This window comes from Alistipes sp. D31t1_170403_E11 (genome assembly GCF_015553985.1).
Taxonomy (GTDB): Bacteria; Bacteroidota; Bacteroidia; order Bacteroidales; family Rikenellaceae; genus Alistipes; species Alistipes montrealensis.
The window spans coordinates 223,730-240,508 of record NZ_JADNHQ010000004.1; the positions used below are offsets into that span (position 1 = coordinate 223,730).

General features: G+C 60.2%; 14 protein-coding genes. 3 read left to right on the top strand and 11 right to left on the bottom strand.

The window, feature by feature from the left end; translation table 11 throughout:
• Positions 1-61 precede the first annotated feature (61 nt).
• From araJ to I2E69_RS10270, 3 genes are all read left to right on the top strand, one after another.
• Positions 62-1,219 (top strand): MFS transporter AraJ, encoded by a 1,158-nt coding sequence (gene araJ, locus I2E69_RS10260; RefSeq protein ID WP_195461120.1) that lies wholly within the window; start codon positions 62-64, stop codon positions 1,217-1,219.
• Complete coding sequence (locus I2E69_RS10265; protein ID WP_195461121.1) at positions 1,206-1,706, top strand: NUDIX hydrolase; 501 nt, start codon at positions 1,206-1,208, stop codon at positions 1,704-1,706. Before araJ ends, I2E69_RS10265 begins: the two co-directional genes overlap by 14 nt.
• A gap of 81 nt (positions 1,707-1,787) precedes the next feature.
• A complete protein-coding gene (locus tag I2E69_RS10270) occupies positions 1,788-3,131 on the top strand; it encodes a mechanosensitive ion channel family protein (RefSeq protein WP_195461122.1) in 1,344 nt (447 codons plus the stop codon).
• Here the strand turns inward: I2E69_RS10270 and I2E69_RS10275 are convergent.
• The 11 genes from I2E69_RS10275 to I2E69_RS10325 all read right to left on the bottom strand — a co-directional run bounded on the left by I2E69_RS10275 (position 3,100) and on the right by I2E69_RS10325 (position 16,710).
• Positions 3,100-4,761 (bottom strand): putative transporter, encoded by a 1,662-nt coding sequence (locus tag I2E69_RS10275; protein ID WP_195461123.1) that lies wholly within the window; start codon positions 4,759-4,761, stop codon positions 3,100-3,102. The genes I2E69_RS10270 and I2E69_RS10275 overlap by 32 nt on opposite strands.
• Before the next feature lie 364 nt (positions 4,762-5,125).
• The gene (locus tag I2E69_RS10280) at positions 5,126-6,481 is read right to left on the bottom strand and encodes a TolC family protein (protein ID WP_195461124.1); all 1,356 of its coding nucleotides are present in this window, start codon (positions 6,479-6,481) and stop codon (positions 5,126-5,128) included.
• A gap of 18 nt (positions 6,482-6,499) precedes the next feature.
• Positions 6,500-7,612 (bottom strand): efflux RND transporter periplasmic adaptor subunit, encoded by a 1,113-nt coding sequence (locus tag I2E69_RS10285; RefSeq protein WP_195461125.1) that lies wholly within the window; start codon positions 7,610-7,612, stop codon positions 6,500-6,502.
• Positions 7,613-7,641: 29 nt separating this feature from the next.
• Positions 7,642-8,901, bottom strand: coding sequence for an ABC transporter permease (locus I2E69_RS10290; protein WP_195461126.1), 1,260 nt, complete (start codon positions 8,899-8,901; stop codon positions 7,642-7,644).
• Between the two features lie 4 nt (positions 8,902-8,905).
• Positions 8,906-10,165 carry an ABC transporter permease gene (locus tag I2E69_RS10295; RefSeq protein WP_195461127.1) on the bottom strand — a complete coding sequence of 420 codons (1,260 nt, stop codon included), beginning with the start codon at positions 10,163-10,165 and terminating at the stop codon, positions 8,906-8,908.
• Complete coding sequence (locus I2E69_RS10300) at positions 10,162-10,851, bottom strand: ABC transporter ATP-binding protein (protein WP_195461128.1); 690 nt, start codon at positions 10,849-10,851, stop codon at positions 10,162-10,164. Before I2E69_RS10300 ends, I2E69_RS10295 begins: the two co-directional genes overlap by 4 nt.
• A 232-nt stretch (positions 10,852-11,083) precedes the next feature.
• Positions 11,084-11,737 (bottom strand): HAD family hydrolase, encoded by a 654-nt coding sequence (locus I2E69_RS10305; protein WP_195461129.1) that lies wholly within the window; start codon positions 11,735-11,737, stop codon positions 11,084-11,086.
• A 173-nt stretch (positions 11,738-11,910) separates the two neighbouring features.
• Positions 11,911-13,206 (bottom strand): acetyl-CoA hydrolase/transferase family protein, encoded by a 1,296-nt coding sequence (locus tag I2E69_RS10310; RefSeq protein ID WP_195461130.1) that lies wholly within the window; start codon positions 13,204-13,206, stop codon positions 11,911-11,913.
• A 7-nt stretch (positions 13,207-13,213) separates the two neighbouring features.
• A complete protein-coding gene (locus I2E69_RS10315) occupies positions 13,214-14,524 on the bottom strand; it encodes an aminotransferase class I/II-fold pyridoxal phosphate-dependent enzyme (protein WP_195461131.1) in 1,311 nt (436 codons plus the stop codon).
• Positions 14,521-15,108, bottom strand: coding sequence for an indolepyruvate oxidoreductase subunit beta (locus I2E69_RS10320; protein ID WP_195461132.1), 588 nt, complete (start codon positions 15,106-15,108; stop codon positions 14,521-14,523). Before I2E69_RS10320 ends, I2E69_RS10315 begins: the two co-directional genes overlap by 4 nt.
• A gap of 6 nt (positions 15,109-15,114) precedes the next feature.
• Positions 15,115-16,710, bottom strand: a complete 1,596-nt coding sequence (locus tag I2E69_RS10325) for a thiamine pyrophosphate-dependent enzyme (protein ID WP_195461133.1) — start codon at positions 16,708-16,710, stop codon at positions 15,115-15,117.
• Positions 16,711-16,779 lie beyond the last annotated feature (69 nt).

Below are 16,779 nucleotides of genomic sequence, written 5' to 3' on the forward strand. Positions count from 1 at the left end.
TATTTCGCCTTTTTTTGTGTTATTTTTGCAGCCGGTTCGAAAAATCAATGATTCCTGTCCGATGAAGAAAAGTCTGATAGCCCTGGCATTCGGGACGCTTGCGCTCGGAATGGCGGAGTTCGTGATGATGGGGATTCTGCCCGACATCGCCCGCAGCCTCGGGGTTACGATTCCCGAAGCCGGACACCTTATTTCCGCCTATGCGCTGGGGGTCTGCTTCGGTGCGCCGCTTACGGTCGTCGTGGCCCGCACGCGACCGCTGAAACACATCCTGCTGGCCCTCGTGGGCCTGATTATCATCGGTAATACCTGTGCGGCCCTCTCGCCGAACTACTGGACGCTGATGGTCATGCGTTTCGTCTCGGGACTTCCCCACGGTGCATTCTTCGGCGTGGGGTCGATCGTCGCCGAGCGCATCGCCGACAAGGGGAAACGCGCCGAGGCCGTGTCGATCATGGTTGTCGGGATGACCGTTGCCAACCTGTTCGGTGTGCCGCTGGGAACCTATATCAGCGCTGCCGTGACGTGGCGCGCTACGTTCGGCATCGTTGCCGTGTGGGGCGCTGTGGCCCTGCTGCTCGTGAAACTCTGGGTTCCGGCCCTCCCGGCCCTTCCCGATACGGGACTCAAGGGGCAGTTCCGTTTCCTGAAGAGTTTCGCCCCGTGGCTGGTGCTCCTCTCGGTGATGCTCGGCAACGGCGGTATTTTCTGCTGGTACAGCTATGTCAGTCCGCTGATGGTCCATACCTCGGGATTTCGTTCCGGGGACCTGACGCTGATCATCATGCTGGCCGGGTTCGGCATGTTCGCCGGGAATATTATCGGCGGTCACTTTTCCGACCGCTTCACACCTGAAAAGGTCGTGCGGTTCACGCTCTGCGTGGCGTTCCTTGCGCTGACGGGCATCTTTTTCGGGGCGCATGTCCCTTACCTTTCGGTGGCGCTGATGTGCCTCACGACGGCGTGCCTGTTCTGCGTGTCGTCACCCCAGCAACTGCTGATCCTCGAAAACTCGCGCGGCGGCGAGATGCTCGGCGCAGCGCTCGTGCAGGTTGCCTTCAACCTCGGCAATGCAGTCGGGGCCTTCTGCGGCGGCCTGCCGATCGACCACAAACTCGGATATGAATACACGGCCCTGCCGGGTGCGGTTTTCGTACTGCTGGGCTTGTTGGCCGTCGTCGTTTACATCCGCAAATATCCCAGACATGAATTGCGATAACAACGAAGAACTCTTTCCCGTGGTCGATACGGCGGGAAACGTCGTCGGCAAAGCCTCGCGCGGCGAATGCCACGGCGGATCGATGCTTCTGCATCCGGTGGTGCACCTCCACGTCTTCAATTCGCGCGGCGAACTCTACCTGCAGAAGCGACCTGCCTGGAAGGACATCCAGCCAGGACGCTGGGACACGGCCGTAGGCGGCCATGTGGATTACGGCGAAACCATTCGTGAGGCCCTGCGGCGCGAAGTGTGCGAGGAACTCGGCATCACGGAGTTCACGCCCGGGCAGGTTGCCGTCTACCCGTTTCGCTCGGAGCGCGAATACGAACTGGTCCATGTCTACCGCACGGTCTACGACGGGACGGTCCGCCCGAGCGAAGAGCTCGACGGCGGACGTTTCTGGTCTCGGGACGAGATTTTCGAAAACCTCGGCAAAGGCATTTTCACGCCCAATTTCGAAGGCGAAGTGAAATTACTTTTCGGGTAATTCCGTTTTCCGTACCGTCGTCATTTTCGGTTTTTTAGCCCCGGCTTCCGCTGAGGCCCGGAAGTTGATACGGGTACGGGCATGCAAACGCTTCTGAAACGTTGGACGCACGCCCTGCTCGAATGGCTGGGCGTCACCTCGGACCCCAGCGACAACCTCGACCGCTGGGTCGCTTTCGCACTCGTGGTATTGGCCGCGGTGCTCTTCGACGTGCTGTTGCAGATGGGAGTCGTGCACGGGGTGCGCAAACTCGTCGAGCGCACGCGCGTCAAGTGGGACGATACGCTTTTCAGTGTCCCGGTGCTCAAGCGTGTATGCCACGTGCTGAGTGCCATCCTGCTGGCTGTCGTGCTCCCGGTGGTTTTCGAGACCGATTCCTCCGAACGGGTCATCGTCATGCGGTTCATGCAGGTCTATATCATCATTACGGTTCTTCGTTTTGTCAATGCCCTGCTTTATGCCGCGTTCCGCATCGCCGCATCGCGGCCCGTGTGGCAGAACAAGCCGATCAAAGGCCTGCGGCAGACGGCGCAGGGCATCGTCCTGCTGATCTGCACCATCCTGATCGTTTCGGTCCTGCTCGACAAGTCGCCCACCATCCTGCTGACCGGGCTGGGCGCTTCGGCGGCTGTGCTGATGCTGATTTTCCGCGACAGCATCCTCGGCTTCGTGTCGGGCATCCAGCTCTCGGCCAACGACATGCTCAAGGTCGGGGATTGGATTTCGGTCCCGAAGTACGGGGCCGACGGCAATGTCGAGGAGGTGTCGCTTACGACGGTGAAGATACGCAACTGGGATAACACGATCGTCATGCTGCCGCCCTACCTGCTGACGACCGATTCGTTTACCAACTGGCACGCCATGCAGTTGTCGGGCGGACGCCGCGTGATGCGCTCCGTGGCGATCGACATGACCAGCGTGCGTTTTTGTACGCCCGAGATGCTGGCCCGTTACCGTACGATCGACCTGCTCCGCGACTATATCGACCAGACCGAGCGCCGGGTCGAGGAGTACAACGCCGCGCACGGCTTCCAGTCGGGCGAACGGCGGATCAACGGCCTGCACCAGACCAACCTCGGGGTTTTCCGGGCCTACCTGGTCCGCTACCTCCAGAACGAGGTTCCCGTAAACAAGGATATGACGCTGATGGTGCGGCAGTTGCAGCCCACGGAGACCGGACTGCCGATGCAACTCTATTTCTTTACCGATACGGTGGATTGGATTGTTTACGAAGGGATTCAGTCCGATGTCTTCGACCATGTGCTGGCTGTGATTCCCGAATTCGGGCTGCGGGTGTTTCAGAATCCTTCGGGGGCGGATATTTCGTCGCTGCGCAATCCGGTTCCGCAGGACGTGCAGGCCCCACAGCAGGTGCAGCCGGCTCCCGCGGAGGCTAAAGCACCAGCATCAGCATCACCTGAATGATAATCACACGCAGGAACATGCAGACGGGATAGACCGTGGCGTAGGATACCGACGGATTGTCGCCTTCGATGGTGTCGTTGGCGTAATTGAGCGCCATCGGGTTGGCCATGCTGCCGCACAGCAATCCCGAGACCGAACCGAAGTCGACCTTCAGTATCCGCAGGGCGAACAGCCCCACCAATACCACCGGGACGAAGGTCAGTGCGAAGCCCATTCCGAGCCACAGCGCTCCTTCGGGGCGCATGACCGTCGCGAAGAAGTGCGTTCCGGCGTCCAGTCCCAGGCATGCGAGGTACATCGACAGGCCCAGTCCGCGCAGCATGAGATTGGCGCTCTGCGTGGTGTAGGTGATCATGTGGAGCCGGGGACCGAACGTGCCGATCAGGATGCCGATGATGATCGGACCGCCTGCAAGACCCAGTTTCACGGGAATCGAGATGCCGGGAATTGCAATGGGGATGCTCCCCAGCGTAAGGCCGAGGATCAGTCCGATGAACACCGCTGCGAGATTGGGTTCGTTGAGGCTCTTGACGGCGTTGCCGAGGATTTTCTCGACGTTGCGGATGGCCTGGGCTTCGCCTACCACTGTCAGACGGTCGCCCAGTTGCAACCGCAGGTCGGGGGTGGCCAGCAGTTGGACGCCCGAACGGTATACGCGGCTGATATTGATGCCGTAGGTGTTTCGCAGGCGCAGCTGCGAGAGTTTTTTGCCGTTGATTTCGGGGCGCGTCACGAGGATGCGCTGCGAAATGAGCTGGCTGTCGACGGCATTCCAGTCGATATTTTCCGTATTCCAGTCTTTTGTCTCCTGCTCGCCGAAGATCAGGCGCAGGGCGTCGGATTCGCCGGGGGTGGTGATGACGAGGATCACGTCGTCCTGCCGGAGCGTCTTGTCCGAAGTGGGGATCGAAACCCGGCCGTCGCGCCACAGGCGCGAGATGACGAAATGGTGGTGGCTCTGGGTTGCGATTTCGTGGACGCTCTTACCGAAAATGGCGGGGTTGGTGACGCGGTAGCTGGCGATGAAGACGTTTTTACGGTGTTCGGCGTCGGGTCCGGGCATGTCGGCGGGGCGCATGAAGAGCTTGCGCAGGAAAACGATGGCCAGGATTACGCCCACGACGCCCAGCGGATAGGCCACGGCGCAACTCAGCGCGGCGCCGTTGGTGTCGAGCCCCATTTGCTGCAACGTCTGCTGTGCGGCGCCCAGCGCCGGGGTATTGGTCGTCGCTCCGCACAGGATGCCCGACATGTCGGACATCGAGACCCCGAAAGTGTAACTCATGGCTACGGCCAGGAGTGTTCCGAGCAATACGATGGCGATGGCGGGGGAGACGAGCCGCAGCCCGTCGGCGCGCATCGAACTGAAGAAGCCCGGTCCTACTTGCAGGCCCAGGGCGTAGACGAAAATCACCAGTCCGAAACTCTCGGCGTAGGTGAGCATCGCAGGGTCGAGCGACAGCCCGAAATGCCCGGCCAGGATGCCTACGAAGAAGATGAAGGCCGTGCCGAGCGAAATCCCGAAGAAGCGGATTTTTCCCAGTCCGATGCCGAGCGTCGAGATGAGCGAAATCACCACGACGGCTTGTAAAGCCGAGTGCTCGACGAGCAGTTCTTTAAGCCATTCCATCTTTAGCTGTTGAAATTGTTGCAAAAGTAGGTCAAATTTTCCGGATTGCCATTCTTTTACCGAACGAAAAGTGTTTCCGATGCGTCCGGGCATATTATTTTGCCTTTTCGGGATACGACAATTCGGTCGGGCGTTATGACAAAAACGCTCTGTGGCTTGTGAACTGGGATAATTTATCTACTTTTGTACTGCTGGGATAAATACAGATTTTCAGTGACGCACGAAGGACTTTCCTGCCGGAGGAGGTCCGGGATTCAGTCCGGCAGCCGCCCGGATTCTTTAGGGACTTGGTGTTCCGGGCAGCAGTGAGGGCGACCGTTTAGGCCGCCCTCTTTGTTTGGATTCGTATATGCAAATCTCCGTTTTAGAGTCGCAGCGGTTGTCCGCGGTAGAAATCGAGGATCTTCGAACGGAAGACGAATTCGTATTTGGCCTGCACGGCTTCGGCCTCGGCCTTCTCCATGCGCGTTTTGGCATCGTTGAAATCGAATATCGTCGAGCGGCCTGCCGCGGCTTTCTGCTCTTCGTAGGCGAATGCCACCTTTGCCGAAGCCGAAGCGGCCTGGGCCGAATTGTATTTGGCATAAGCGGCGTCGGCGTTGTACCACGCCTGCTCGATCAGTTTGCGCAATTCGCGCTCGGCATTGGTGACGGCGAGCTGCTGGCTGCGCAGGGCTATCTTGGCTTTGAGGATGTTGTTGTGCGTGGCCCGGCGGTTGAAGATCGGAACGCTGAGCGTTACGCCGACTGATTCACTGCCGTTTTTGCGGAACTGCGGCCAGAATCCCGAGATGCTGCTGTTGCTGTAAATCCCCGTGCCGTAGCCGCCGCGGAGTGAAAGCGACGGGTAAAGTTCCGAGCGGGCGATAGCGATCGAATGCTCCGAACTTTCGAGCCGCAGCTGCTCCGCCCTGATATGCGGACGGTTCTCGACGGCATAAGCGTATACGTCTTCTGCCGAACCGAGCCGGTGGAGCGAGGCGAGGGTTACGCTGTCGAGCGTCGGGTCCACGATGTCGAATCCCGCGGCGCTTTCGCGGTTGAGCGCCTGGCTCAGGTTCAGCAGCGCGAGCCGCAGGTCGTTGCGGGCCTGGGTGAGCGCCAGCCGGTCTTTGGCTTCGAGGGCGTCGCTCTCGTAAACGGCCGATTCGGGCTGTTTTCCCGAGGCCGCCAGCGCACGGCTGCGCACGGCCTGCTGCGAACTCAGCGCCAACTGGCGTTCGGCTACGCCGACCAGTTCCTTGTTATAGAGCACGTCGAGGTAGAGCGTCATGATGTTGATCGACACATCTTCGCGCGCTTTCTCCAGGTCCTGCACGGCTGCTGCGAGGTCCAGTTTCCCGGCCTTGATCTGGCGGTTGATGCGCATGCCCTGGAACAGCGGCATGGAGGCCGAAACGTCGAACGAGCCGTTCTGTACGGTTCCGCTCTTGTAGGTGTTGTCCTCTCCCGTGCCGCGCCCGAATGAAGCCTGGTAACCTACGGATGCCCCCAGGTTGGGCAGGCGGCTGAATTTTGCGGTCGAGAGGTCCGCATCGCTGCTTTCGACCTTCAGCGAACGCTGCTGTACTTCGATGTTGTTGTGCAGGGCATAGCCGATGCAGTCGTCGAGCGACCAGGCAGCGCCCGGCGCCGGGGCTGCCGTATCGGGCGCCGCATTCTGCGCTGAGACCGTCGTTGCGGCGGCACACAGGGCGGCGAGTAAGATGCCGGTTTTCATGCTGCGGTATTTTTGCGGTTACTTTTTCTTCTTCTCTTCCTGGATGCCGCGAATCTTGTCCCCGGCCGCTACTCCTTCGGTGATTTCGATGTTCATACCGTCCGAAAGACCGATTTTGACATCGTGTTTGTCGAAGGTCTGTTCTTCGGCTCCCTCGGCGCTGGTCAGCACATAGACATAGGTTTTGTCTCCCTCGAACTCCACGGTGCTTTCCGGGAGGGTGAGCACCCCTTCGCGGCTCTGGATCATCACGCTGGCGTTGGCGCTGTATCCGGCGCGTACGAAAACGTCGGCGGGAATCTTCACGGCGGCTTTGACCTCGAACAGGATCACGCCGTTGTCTTCGGTGGCTTTGGGCGACACGTATTCCAGCGTAGCGTCCAGTTCGACGTTTTGCAGGGCGCCGATGGTGAGTTTGACGGGCATGCCTTCGTGCAGTTTGCCTACGTCCGTCTCATCGACGTTGCCCCGGAAGAGCATGTTCGACATGTCGGCTACCGTGGCGATCGTCGTGCCGTCGTTGAACGTGTTGGCCTGGATGACCGAGTTGCCGACCTTGATCGGCACGTCGAGGATCATGCCGTCGATCGTCGAGCGGATCTGCGTGTTGCTCAGTTCCTTGAAGCGGCTCGAAATGCCGTTCTTCACGATCTCCAGGTTCTCCTTGGCGTTCTGCAACTCTTCTTCGGCCTTTTCGAGGGCGGTGCGGCCCTGTTCCGACTCCTCGTCCGAGACCACGCCCTTTTCGTGCAGGGCCTTCGTGCGGTCGTATTCGCGGCGGGTCTGCGCCAGCGAAATTTCAGCTACCGAGACGCGCGATTCGGCGCTCGACAACTGACCCATTTCGGGGACGACCTTTACCGTGGCGATCACTTCGCCCTTGCGGACCAGTTGCCCGGCCTCCTTGTAAACGTCGGAGATGATACCCGAAATCTGGGGTTTGATCATCACCTCGTCGCGGGGTTCTACCTTGCCCGTGGCCACCACGAACTGTTTGAGCGTGTCCAGTTTCGGCTCCACGATCGTGTAGACGACCTTCACCGGACGGGTTTTCTGCCACAGGAACCAGAAGGTCCCCAGTAAGAGTGCTGCAAAGAGTACTCCGGCAAAAATCTTCAGAAACTTTTTCATAGCCGCAAATATGGTTTTAATTTTTAGTTTTATTCTTCGCGTATGGCGTCTACCGCCTTGATTCTCAATGCGCGTGTTGCGGGTATGATACCCGCCAGCAGGCTGCCCGCCACGAGGATTCCGAGTGCCGTGATGCCCGTTCCGAACGAAATCATCCACGAGATTTCAAATCCGTCCTGTGCCACGGTGACCGCCTGGTAGTAGATCGAATCGACGACCGACAACAGTCCCACGGCGGCCGTGAGGCCCAATACGCCCGCGATGAATGTCAGCACGAAACTTTCGGACAGGATTTGCGAAATGATGGCCCGGGGCGGGGCGCCCAGCGCGCGGCGGATGCCGATCTCCTGCGTACGCTCCTTCACGAGCACCAGCATGATGTTGCTCACGCCGACGATGCCGGCCAGCAGCGTTCCGAGACCTACGATCCATGTCAGCAGCGCAATGCCGCGGAACAACCCCATCACCTTGTCGAATATCTCGGCCGTGGCCATGGCCCAGACGGCTTTTTCGTCGTCGGGCGAGATGATGTGGCGGGCGAAGATCGCCTCGCGGCAGGCTTTCTCGACCTCTTTGCTGGGGGTGTCGTCGCGGCCCGCTACGGCGAGCATGTGGATTTGGTTGCCGCGCCCGAACATCTGCTGGGCGAGCGATACGGGTACGACAGCCGTGCGTTCAACGTTGCTGAACGACATGGCTGAACTCTGTTTGCGCAGCACCCCGATCACGGTGAAATAGCTGTTGTTCATCTTGATCACCTTGCCCGTGGGGTCCTCGACGCCGGGGAAGAGGTCTTTGCATATCTGGGTCCCGATGACGCAGACCTTGCGTTTCTGCACCATGTCCACCTCGTTGATAAACCGTCCGAAGAGGATTTTTTGCGGGTTGATCTTCTGGTAGTCGGGCGTATAGCCCATCATCGTGTAGTCGCCTTTGCGTTCGTGGTAGCTGCAATGGAGTTCGCCGCCCCAGTAGACCGCCGAGGCGTACATCACCTCGGGGAGTTTCTTGACCGCATCGACATCTGCGTTGTCCATCCGCCACCAGCGGTTCTTGGGCATGCCCTTGTAGGGGATTCCCGTCTGCTGGGGCTGCATGAGCAGCGTGTTTGTCGACATGTCGCCCAACTGCGCCCGGAACAGCCGTCCGAGGCCCATGCCGGCGCCCAGCATCACTGTAAGCATAAAGATGCCCCAGAATACACCCAGCGCGGTCATGATACTGCGCTTGCGGTTGCGGGCGATGGTCTGCCAGATTTCGTTCCAACGGTCTGTATCGAAGAATCCCATGGCTCTATTTGTTGTAACGCAGGGCGTCGATTGTCTTTAATTGCGCGGCACGGTAGGCCGGGATGTAACCGGCGATGAGGCCTGCGACGATGAGCACGACCGTTGCGCTTACCGCTATGCCCAGGTCGATTGTCGGATTGAGGAACACTGTGTTCATCCCGTGCCCCGTCTGTTCGGCGGGGGATTGTTCGAGCAGGTAGTTGAGCCCTTCCATGGCAGCCACGCCGAGTACCATGCCCATGTAACCGAACGCCGCGGTGATCATCACCGATTCGGTGAGGATCAGACGGATGATCGACGACGGTTTTGCGCCCAGGGCCTTGCGGATGCCGAATTCGGCGGTGCGCTCGGTAACGGTGACCAGCATGATATTGCTCACACCGACGATGCCCGCCAGCAGCGTGCCCAGTCCGATGATCCAGACGAAGAGGTTGATTCCGCCGAAGACCACCATCATGTTTTTGTACTGTTCCATGGTGTTGTCGATCCAGATGGCGCTCTTGTCGTCCGGGGCGAAGTGGTGTTCGGCCGCGAGGCGTCGAAGTAGACGTTTCTCGAAGTCCTCCATCTGTTCATCGGTATCGATGCCCCGCAGGGTAATGATGGTATTGTTGATTTCGGGATTGTTGGCTGTGTAGATCAACTGCCCGGTCGTAAGCGGAATCGTGCACGAAGAGTTGTTGCGCTGGGCATCGCCCTTTTCGATGCCGATTATCGTGAAGACGAGCCCTCCGACTTTGATCTGCTTGCCTATGGGGTCTGCACCCTTGAAAAGTATCCGGCGCATCGGTTCGTCGATGACGATTACCTTGCGGTATTGCGCTACGTCCTCGTCGTTGATATATCGTCCGGCCGAGAGTTTGACGCCTTCCATCTGCTGCACTTTCGGGAGCGATCCCCGCAGCCATACCTGTGTGAATTCCCGTCCGTAAGTGGCCTTTTTGCCGTCGAGCCATTTGTTTGCGGCAATCTCGTCGATCTCGGGAAACTCCCGTTTGAGAATCTCCAGGTCGCTGTTCCACATGCGGATACGGCGGCCCTTGTCGTAGCCCATCCAGGGTTTCGAAGTGCGGCCGCCATAAAGGTCGATGGAGTTGGTCGCGTAGTCGTCGAAGTTGGCCAGCACGCCGTTCTGAAGCCCGTTGCCCGAGCCGAGCAGGATGACGAGCATGAGGATACCCCACGCGACCGAGAATCCCGTGAGGAACGTGCGCAGCTTGTTGCGCCGCACCGAGGTCCAGATTTCCAGCAGCAGCTCCCTCATCGCTTTCCGAGTCCCGTTTCGTCGATGCTGCTGATGACGCCGTCTTTCAGGCGGATGATCTTGTCGGTCTGGTCGGCGATCGATTGTTCGTGTGTGACGCAGATGATCGTCATGCCCATGTCGACGTTGACCTTGCGCAAAAGGTTCATCACCTCCTGCGAGGTGACGCTGTCCAGGGCGCCCGTAGGCTCGTCGGCGAGGATGATCTCGGGTTGGTTGATCAGCGCCCGGGCGATTGCCACACGCTGTTTCTGGCCGCCCGACATCTCGTTGGGCATGTGCATGGCCCACTCCCGCAGGCCCAGCAGGTCGAGGTATTCGAGCGCCAGCGCATTGCGTTTGCGACGCGCTACGCCCTGGTAGTAAAGCGGGAGGGCGACGTTCTCGACGGCGTTTTTATAGTTGATCAGGTTGAACGACTGGAAGATGTAGCCGATCATTTTGTTCCGCGCGGCGGCGGCCTGCGTTTCGTTGAGGTTTTTGATCAGGCGGCCCGCGAGGTAGTAGTTTCCGCTGTCGTAGTCATCGAGGATGCCGAGAATGTTCAGCAGGGTCGATTTGCCCGAACCCGAGGCTCCCATGATCGACACCAGTTCGCCTTTGCCGACTTCGAGGTCGATGCCTTTCAGTACATGGAGGGGCGAACCGTTGTTGTAGGTTTTGTTGATGTTTTCAAGCTTTATCATATCCGCTGCGGGCCGAGTGAGGTTTGCCGGGGTAACGGTTTGTTACGCACTTGGGGACAAAGGTAATAAAGAAATCGTGAAAAACAATTTATTTTTATCGAAAATCAATAAAATGTTACCCCTCCCCGATAAGAGTATGGTTACAGATCGTTAGTGTCCCTGTCGGGCCGTCTGAAAAGCGACGGCTGAAGCCCGGGCACTCCGGCCTGCTGTTACCCCTGAATCCCGCTTTTTAAGCGGGGCCGATGAGCAGCCGGCGGAGCGCTGCAACGTCGGTGACGAAATGGTCGGGCCGGGCGGCTTCGAGCTCTCCGGGCGAGGCGTACCCCCAGCCCACGGCTACCGAGGCGAGGCCCGTCTGGGCGGCTCCTTCGATGTCGTAACGGCGGTCGCCGATCATCACGGCTTCGTGCGGGTCGATCCGTAGGAAACCGAGCGCATGGCGGATTACGTCGGCCTTGGTCGTGCGTGTGCCGTCGAACGTGCTGCCGCTGATCAGCCGGAAATGCTGTTCGAAGCCGAAGTGCTCCGCGATCTGCCGGGCGAAGGGCGTCGGCTTCGAGGTGGCCATGACGTTCACGCATCCTGCGGCGGCCGTTGCGGCCAGCAGGCCGGGGATTCCCGGATAGACTTCGTTCTCGAAGATTCCTTTCGGGGCGTAGTATTCGCGGTATTTGGCGACGGCTTCGGCTGCTTCGGCGTCGGTCATGCCGTAACGTTCCCGGAAGGAGTCCGTGAGCGGCGGTCCGATGAAGGGGCACAATTCGTTGAGGTCTTCTACTTCGATGCCGAAGTGGTGCAGGGCGTATTGTACCGACCGGGTGATCCCCTGCATAGGGTCGGTCAGCGTACCGTCGAGGTCGAAAAAGAGGTATTTTCTAAACATATTTCCGGATCGGTAAATTCGCATTTTTTCATGCTTCCGGGCGGCTTGCGGCGGCGTTTGTAAATCGGCTCTGCCTTTTGGGAACGGTTTTGGGCCGCTGTGCGGCGGGGCAAGCCCCGGAAACTGGGCGTAAATATAGTAAAAACCCGGCTTTTCGGGGAGCCGGGCAGAAGTTATGCTTTGAGCCGCAGGAACGAATAGCCGAAGCGCTCGGCTGCGGCGCGTTCCAGCTCTTCGCGGACCGAGGGGTGCGCCACGGCGATCAGCGCCCGGGCGCGCTCGGCGAGGTTGCGGCCCCGAAGGTGTGCCACGCCGTACTCGGTGACGACGTGCTGGACCATATGGCGCGTCGTGACGACGCCCGCGCCGGGCGATAGCAGCGCTTTGATTTTCGATTCGCCTTTGGGGGTGGCCGAAGGAATGGCGATAAAGGTCTTGCCGCCCTCGGACAGCGCTCCGCCGTACATGAAGTCGTGTTGGCCGCCGACGCCCGAAATGATGCGCGTGCCGACCGAGTCGGCGCACACCTGCCCCGTGAGGTCGACCTCCACGGCCGAGTTGATGGCCATGACGCGCGGGTTCCGGCGGATGCGGAACGGGTCGTTGGTCCACGCCACGTCCTTCATCACGAGGTCCTTGCGGTAGTCCATATAATCGTACAACCGGCGTGAGCCGAGGGCCAGCGAAGCCACCGTCGTGCCGGGCATCACTGCCTTCTGCGAGTTGTCGATCACGCCGCTTTCCAGCAGCGGCAGCACGCCGTCGGTCATCGCTTCGGTGTGCAGTCCCAGGTGCTTGTGTCCGCTCAGGGCAGCCAATACGGCGTTCGGGATGCCTCCCACACCGATCTGGAGCGTGGCTCCGTCGGGGATCAGTTCGGCGATGTAGTTGCCTATTTTGAGCTCGGTCTCGGTCGGTACGGCTGTCGGAACTTCCACCAGCGGGGAGTCGACTTCCACGGCCGCCGCGAAGCGCGAGGAGTGGATCACCGCGTCGCCGTAGGAGTAGGGCATCGCTTTGTTGACCTGCGCAATCACCGTCTTGGCACATTCCACGGCCGAGACCGCGAGGTCGGCCGAGACGCCGAACGAGCAGTAGCCTTCGGCGTCGGGCGGCGAGACATTGATAAGGGCTATATCGACAGGTAGCGTGCCGTCGCGGAACAGGCCGGGGATTTCGCCCAGGAACGCAGGGATTGTCTGCCCGTAGCCGTCGGCCAGCCACCGGCGGATGTTGTTGGCGACGAACAGGCTGTTGACGAGGAACGACTCCTTGTATTCGGGCCGGCAGTAGGGGGCGTCGAAAGCCCCTACGGCAAATGCCGAGTAGACCTTTACCCCGTCGAGCTCCGTTCCGCGGCCGGCCATGGCCGCCACGAGCACTTCGGGGATCGAGGTGCTGCCCTGGATGTAGACGCTGTCGTTGGATCGGATGAGTTTTACCGCCTCCGCGGCAGTCGTGAAGCGCATGATGGTCCTATTTATGGTTTTGGGCAAATGCTTTCAGCCGCTCTTCGAGCATGTCGAACTGTTCCGGACGGTTCATCTGCGAGATGCAGACCCGGATGCCGTGCTGGCGGCTTCCGGTCGAGGTGAGCGAGATGGCGCAGACGCCGTACAACAACAGTTCGCTTAACAATTCTGCGCTGGTCATCGTGCCGTAGCCGATCGTATAGAAAAATCCGTCGCTGACCGTCTCGTCGCGGTCCTTGTCGTAGACGATGCGGAATCCGTGGCGGAGGAAGATTTCCTTGCTCAGTTTCGCGCGCCGGGCATATTCCGAGGCTTCGCCTACGAAGTCCAGTTCACCGTCGGCTGCGGCGCGGAACATCGCTGCAAGGGCGTGCTGCGCCGAATGGCTCGTTCCGGACGATGCCGCGTAGAGGAAGACCAGCACGTAGGCGTCGCCCAGCCGCCCGATGTTGTAGCGTTCGCGCAGGGCCGGGTACTCACGGTGGAAAAGCGCGTCGGAGATCGCCGCCACGGCGATCCGCTGTCCGGCGTAACTGAAAATCTTCGACCCGGAAACCAGCAGGATGTAGTTTTTCGTATAGCGTGCCACCGAGTGCTGGTAGGGAGCCTCGAAAGGCCGTCCCAGCGGTTTGCGGAAGTCCATGCAGAGGTAGGCGAGGTCCTCGATGACGATGGCGTCGTATTGTGTGGCCAGTGTGCCGATCGTACGCAGTTCGTCTTCGGTGAGGCATATCCACGCCGGGTTGTTGGGGTTGGAGTAGACGATGGCCGCCACGTCGCCTGCGGCGAGGTAGCTTTCGATCTTCGGACCCAGTTTCTCGCCCCGGAAGTCGTAGATGTCGAAGGACTCCGAGGGGATTCCCAGGATGCGCACCTGGCTCCGCTGCACGGGGAATCCGGGGTCGATGAAGAGGATTTTGCGTTTCTGCGGGTCGAGCTGCGAACAGAGCAGGAAGGTCGTGAAACTTCCCTGCATCGAACCGACGGTGGGGATGCAGCCCTGCGGGGCTATGTCGACATCGAGGAAGGCTTTCAGGAACCGCGACGCCTGCTCTTTGAGCTGCGGGATGCCGAACATGTTGGGATACTGCGACGCGATGCCCGATTGCAGGGCGCGGCATTCGGCATCGACGCCCACCCGTTCGGGCGGCAGTCCCGGCACGCCCATTTCGAGGTGGAGGAACTCTGTGCCCGTCTCGCGCTCCATGATGCGGGCGATGTCGCCCGACTGGCGGATCGTGGCCTGCGCGATGTCTGCGATGTCCATCCGTTCCAGTGCGCTGCGGAGGGTGGACCTGTCGAACGGTATTTTCATCGTTTTGCCTGTTTTTGAGCCGCTTCGTAACCGGCGCGGAATGCCGTGAGGTTCATTTCGACGATTTGTTCCCCTTTGCGGGCGAAGATGTCGCGGATGCCTGCTTCCAGTTTTGCGATGTCGATTTCCAGGAACGGTGCGGCGGCGCCCAGCAGCACCATATTGGCCGAACGGGGCGATGCTGCGGCCCGGGCGACGGCGTCCGCATCGAGGGCCACGACGTGCGGGAGTTTCTCCAGTTCACGCTGCAAGGCCTCTGCGGCGGGGTAGTTGGGGATATTGACCAGCGGCGTGGTGTTGGTGATCACCCAACCTTCGCCGGAGAGCCACGGCAGGTAGCGCAGCGCTTCCATCGGTTCGAGCGAGACGACGAGGTCGGCCGCGCCGCGCGGAATGAGGTCCGAACGGATTGCGGACGACGAGATGCGCAGGTTCGATTGCACGTCGCCGCCCCGCTGGCTCATGCCGTGAACCTCGGCCTGCTTGATCTGCAGTCCGTCCTGGAGGGCGGCCCGCCCGATGACGGCGGCGATCGAGAGGATTCCCTGTCCGCCTACGCCCGAAAGGATGATGTCGCGTTTCATGGTCTTTTATTTTTTTGTCGTGTTATGCCTCTTGGCCGTCTGGATGCACTCGCGGCGCGGAATGATGACCGATACGCCCGGATAGGCGATCTCCTCGCGGATTATCGCTTTCATCTCCTCGCTGTTTTTCGGCAGGGGTATGACCACGCGGATGTGTGCGGGATCGACGCCGATGCCGGCGCATATTTGTTCCAGGCGGCCTGTTCCGGCCGAATCCTGGCCGCCGGTCATGCCCGTGGTGAGGTTGTCCGAGATGACGACCGTGATGTTCGACCGTTCGTTCACGGCGTCCAGCAGGCCCGTCATGCCCGAGTGGGTGAAGGTCGAATCGCCGATCACGGCAATCGAGGGGTATTGTCCGGCGTCGGCCGCACCTTTGGCCATGGTGATCGAAGCACCCATGTCGACGCATGTGTCGATGGCGTGCAGCGGAGCCAGCCACCCCAGCGTATAACAGCCGATGTCGCTGAACACCTTTGCGGAGGGGTATTCGCGGACCACCTCCGTCAGGGCGTGGTACATATCGCGGTGTCCGCATCCCTGGCAGAGTGCCGGCGGACGGGCGACGACGACCTCGCTTGCTGCCTGCGTCGGGCGAGGCGGCATGCCGAGGGCTGTGCGTACGCTGTCGGGCGACAACTCCCCGGTGCGGGGCAGTTCGCCGGTCAGGCGGCCGCGGATCGTCACGGGATTGGGCAGTACGCCCCGGACGGCCTCTTCGACGACGGGTTGTCCCTCTTCGAGGATCAACAGCGTACCGCATTCGGCGGCGATGCGCCGCACGAGGTCGCGGGGCAGCGGGTATTGTGCGATTTTCAGCACCGGGTGCGGGCATCCGTCGGGGTAGTTTTCCATCAGGTAGTTGTAGGCGATGCCGCAGGCGATGATGCCCAGCCGTTTGTCGGCCCCTTCTGTGTAAGTGTTGAACGGGCTTGCGGCGGCCTGTTCCTCCAGACGGGCGTAATCCTCCAGCAGCGTTTTGTACCGTACGCGCGAGTTCCCCGGCATGAGTACCCACTGGCGGGGCTGTTCGGGATAACTCGACACGTTCTCGGCGCGTGCTTCGCCCACTTCGACTACGGCGCGCGAATGGGCCATGCGGGTCGTCAGGCGCATCAGCACCGGAATCCGGTAGCGCTCCGAAAGGTCGAAGGCCGCTTTTGTCATTGCATAAGCCTCCTGCTGATCTGCGGGTTCGAAAGTAGGTATGAGGGCGAATTTCCCGAAAAAACGCGAATCCTGTTCGTTCTGCGACGAGTGCATCGAGGGATCGTCCGCCGCTACGACCACCAGTCCGCCGTTGGCCCCCGTCATCGCCGAATTGACGAAGGCGTCGGCTGCCACGTTCAGCCCCACATGCTTCATGCAGACCAGTGCGCGCTTGCCGGCGAACGACATGCCGAGCGCCTCTTCCATGGCGGTCTTTTCATTCGAGGACCACGTGCGGTGCACGCCTCGTTCCGCAGCCAGGGGGTGTTGCTGGATATATTCGGTGATTTCGGTCGAAGGCGTACCCGGATAGGCATAAACACCCGACAGTCCTGCGTGGAGCGCCCCCAGTGCAAGGGCTTCGTCTCCGAGTAAAAGTTCTCGTTTTACCATGTGATTTATGGGCTGTTTTGCTTTTTACAAATTTAGGAAAATTTAATTAAAATGCAGTCTTTGGTGACG

Coding starts and splice junctions, on each gene's coding strand:
- araJ (WP_195461120.1), top strand. CDS start 62: ATGAAGAAAAGTCTGATAGCCCTGGCATTCGGGACGCTTGCGCTCGGA.
- I2E69_RS10265 (WP_195461121.1), top strand. CDS start 1,206: ATGAATTGCGATAACAACGAAGAACTCTTTCCCGTGGTCGATACGGCG.
- I2E69_RS10270 (WP_195461122.1), top strand. CDS start 1,788: ATGCAAACGCTTCTGAAACGTTGGACGCACGCCCTGCTCGAATGGCTG.
- I2E69_RS10275 (WP_195461123.1), bottom strand. CDS start 4,761: ATGGAATGGCTTAAAGAACTGCTCGTCGAGCACTCGGCTTTACAAGCC.
- I2E69_RS10280 (WP_195461124.1), bottom strand. CDS start 6,481: ATGAAAACCGGCATCTTACTCGCCGCCCTGTGTGCCGCCGCAACGACG.
- I2E69_RS10285 (WP_195461125.1), bottom strand. CDS start 7,612: ATGAAAAAGTTTCTGAAGATTTTTGCCGGAGTACTCTTTGCAGCACTC.
- I2E69_RS10290 (WP_195461126.1), bottom strand. CDS start 8,901: ATGGGATTCTTCGATACAGACCGTTGGAACGAAATCTGGCAGACCATC.
- I2E69_RS10295 (WP_195461127.1), bottom strand. CDS start 10,165: ATGAGGGAGCTGCTGCTGGAAATCTGGACCTCGGTGCGGCGCAACAAG.
- I2E69_RS10300 (WP_195461128.1), bottom strand. CDS start 10,851: ATGATAAAGCTTGAAAACATCAACAAAACCTACAACAACGGTTCGCCC.
- I2E69_RS10305 (WP_195461129.1), bottom strand. CDS start 11,737: ATGTTTAGAAAATACCTCTTTTTCGACCTCGACGGTACGCTGACCGAC.
- I2E69_RS10310 (WP_195461130.1), bottom strand. CDS start 13,206: ATGCGCTTCACGACTGCCGCGGAGGCGGTAAAACTCATCCGATCCAAC.
- I2E69_RS10315 (WP_195461131.1), bottom strand. CDS start 14,524: ATGAAAATACCGTTCGACAGGTCCACCCTCCGCAGCGCACTGGAACGG.
- I2E69_RS10320 (WP_195461132.1), bottom strand. CDS start 15,108: ATGAAACGCGACATCATCCTTTCGGGCGTAGGCGGACAGGGAATCCTC.
- I2E69_RS10325 (WP_195461133.1), bottom strand. CDS start 16,710: ATGGTAAAACGAGAACTTTTACTCGGAGACGAAGCCCTTGCACTGGGG.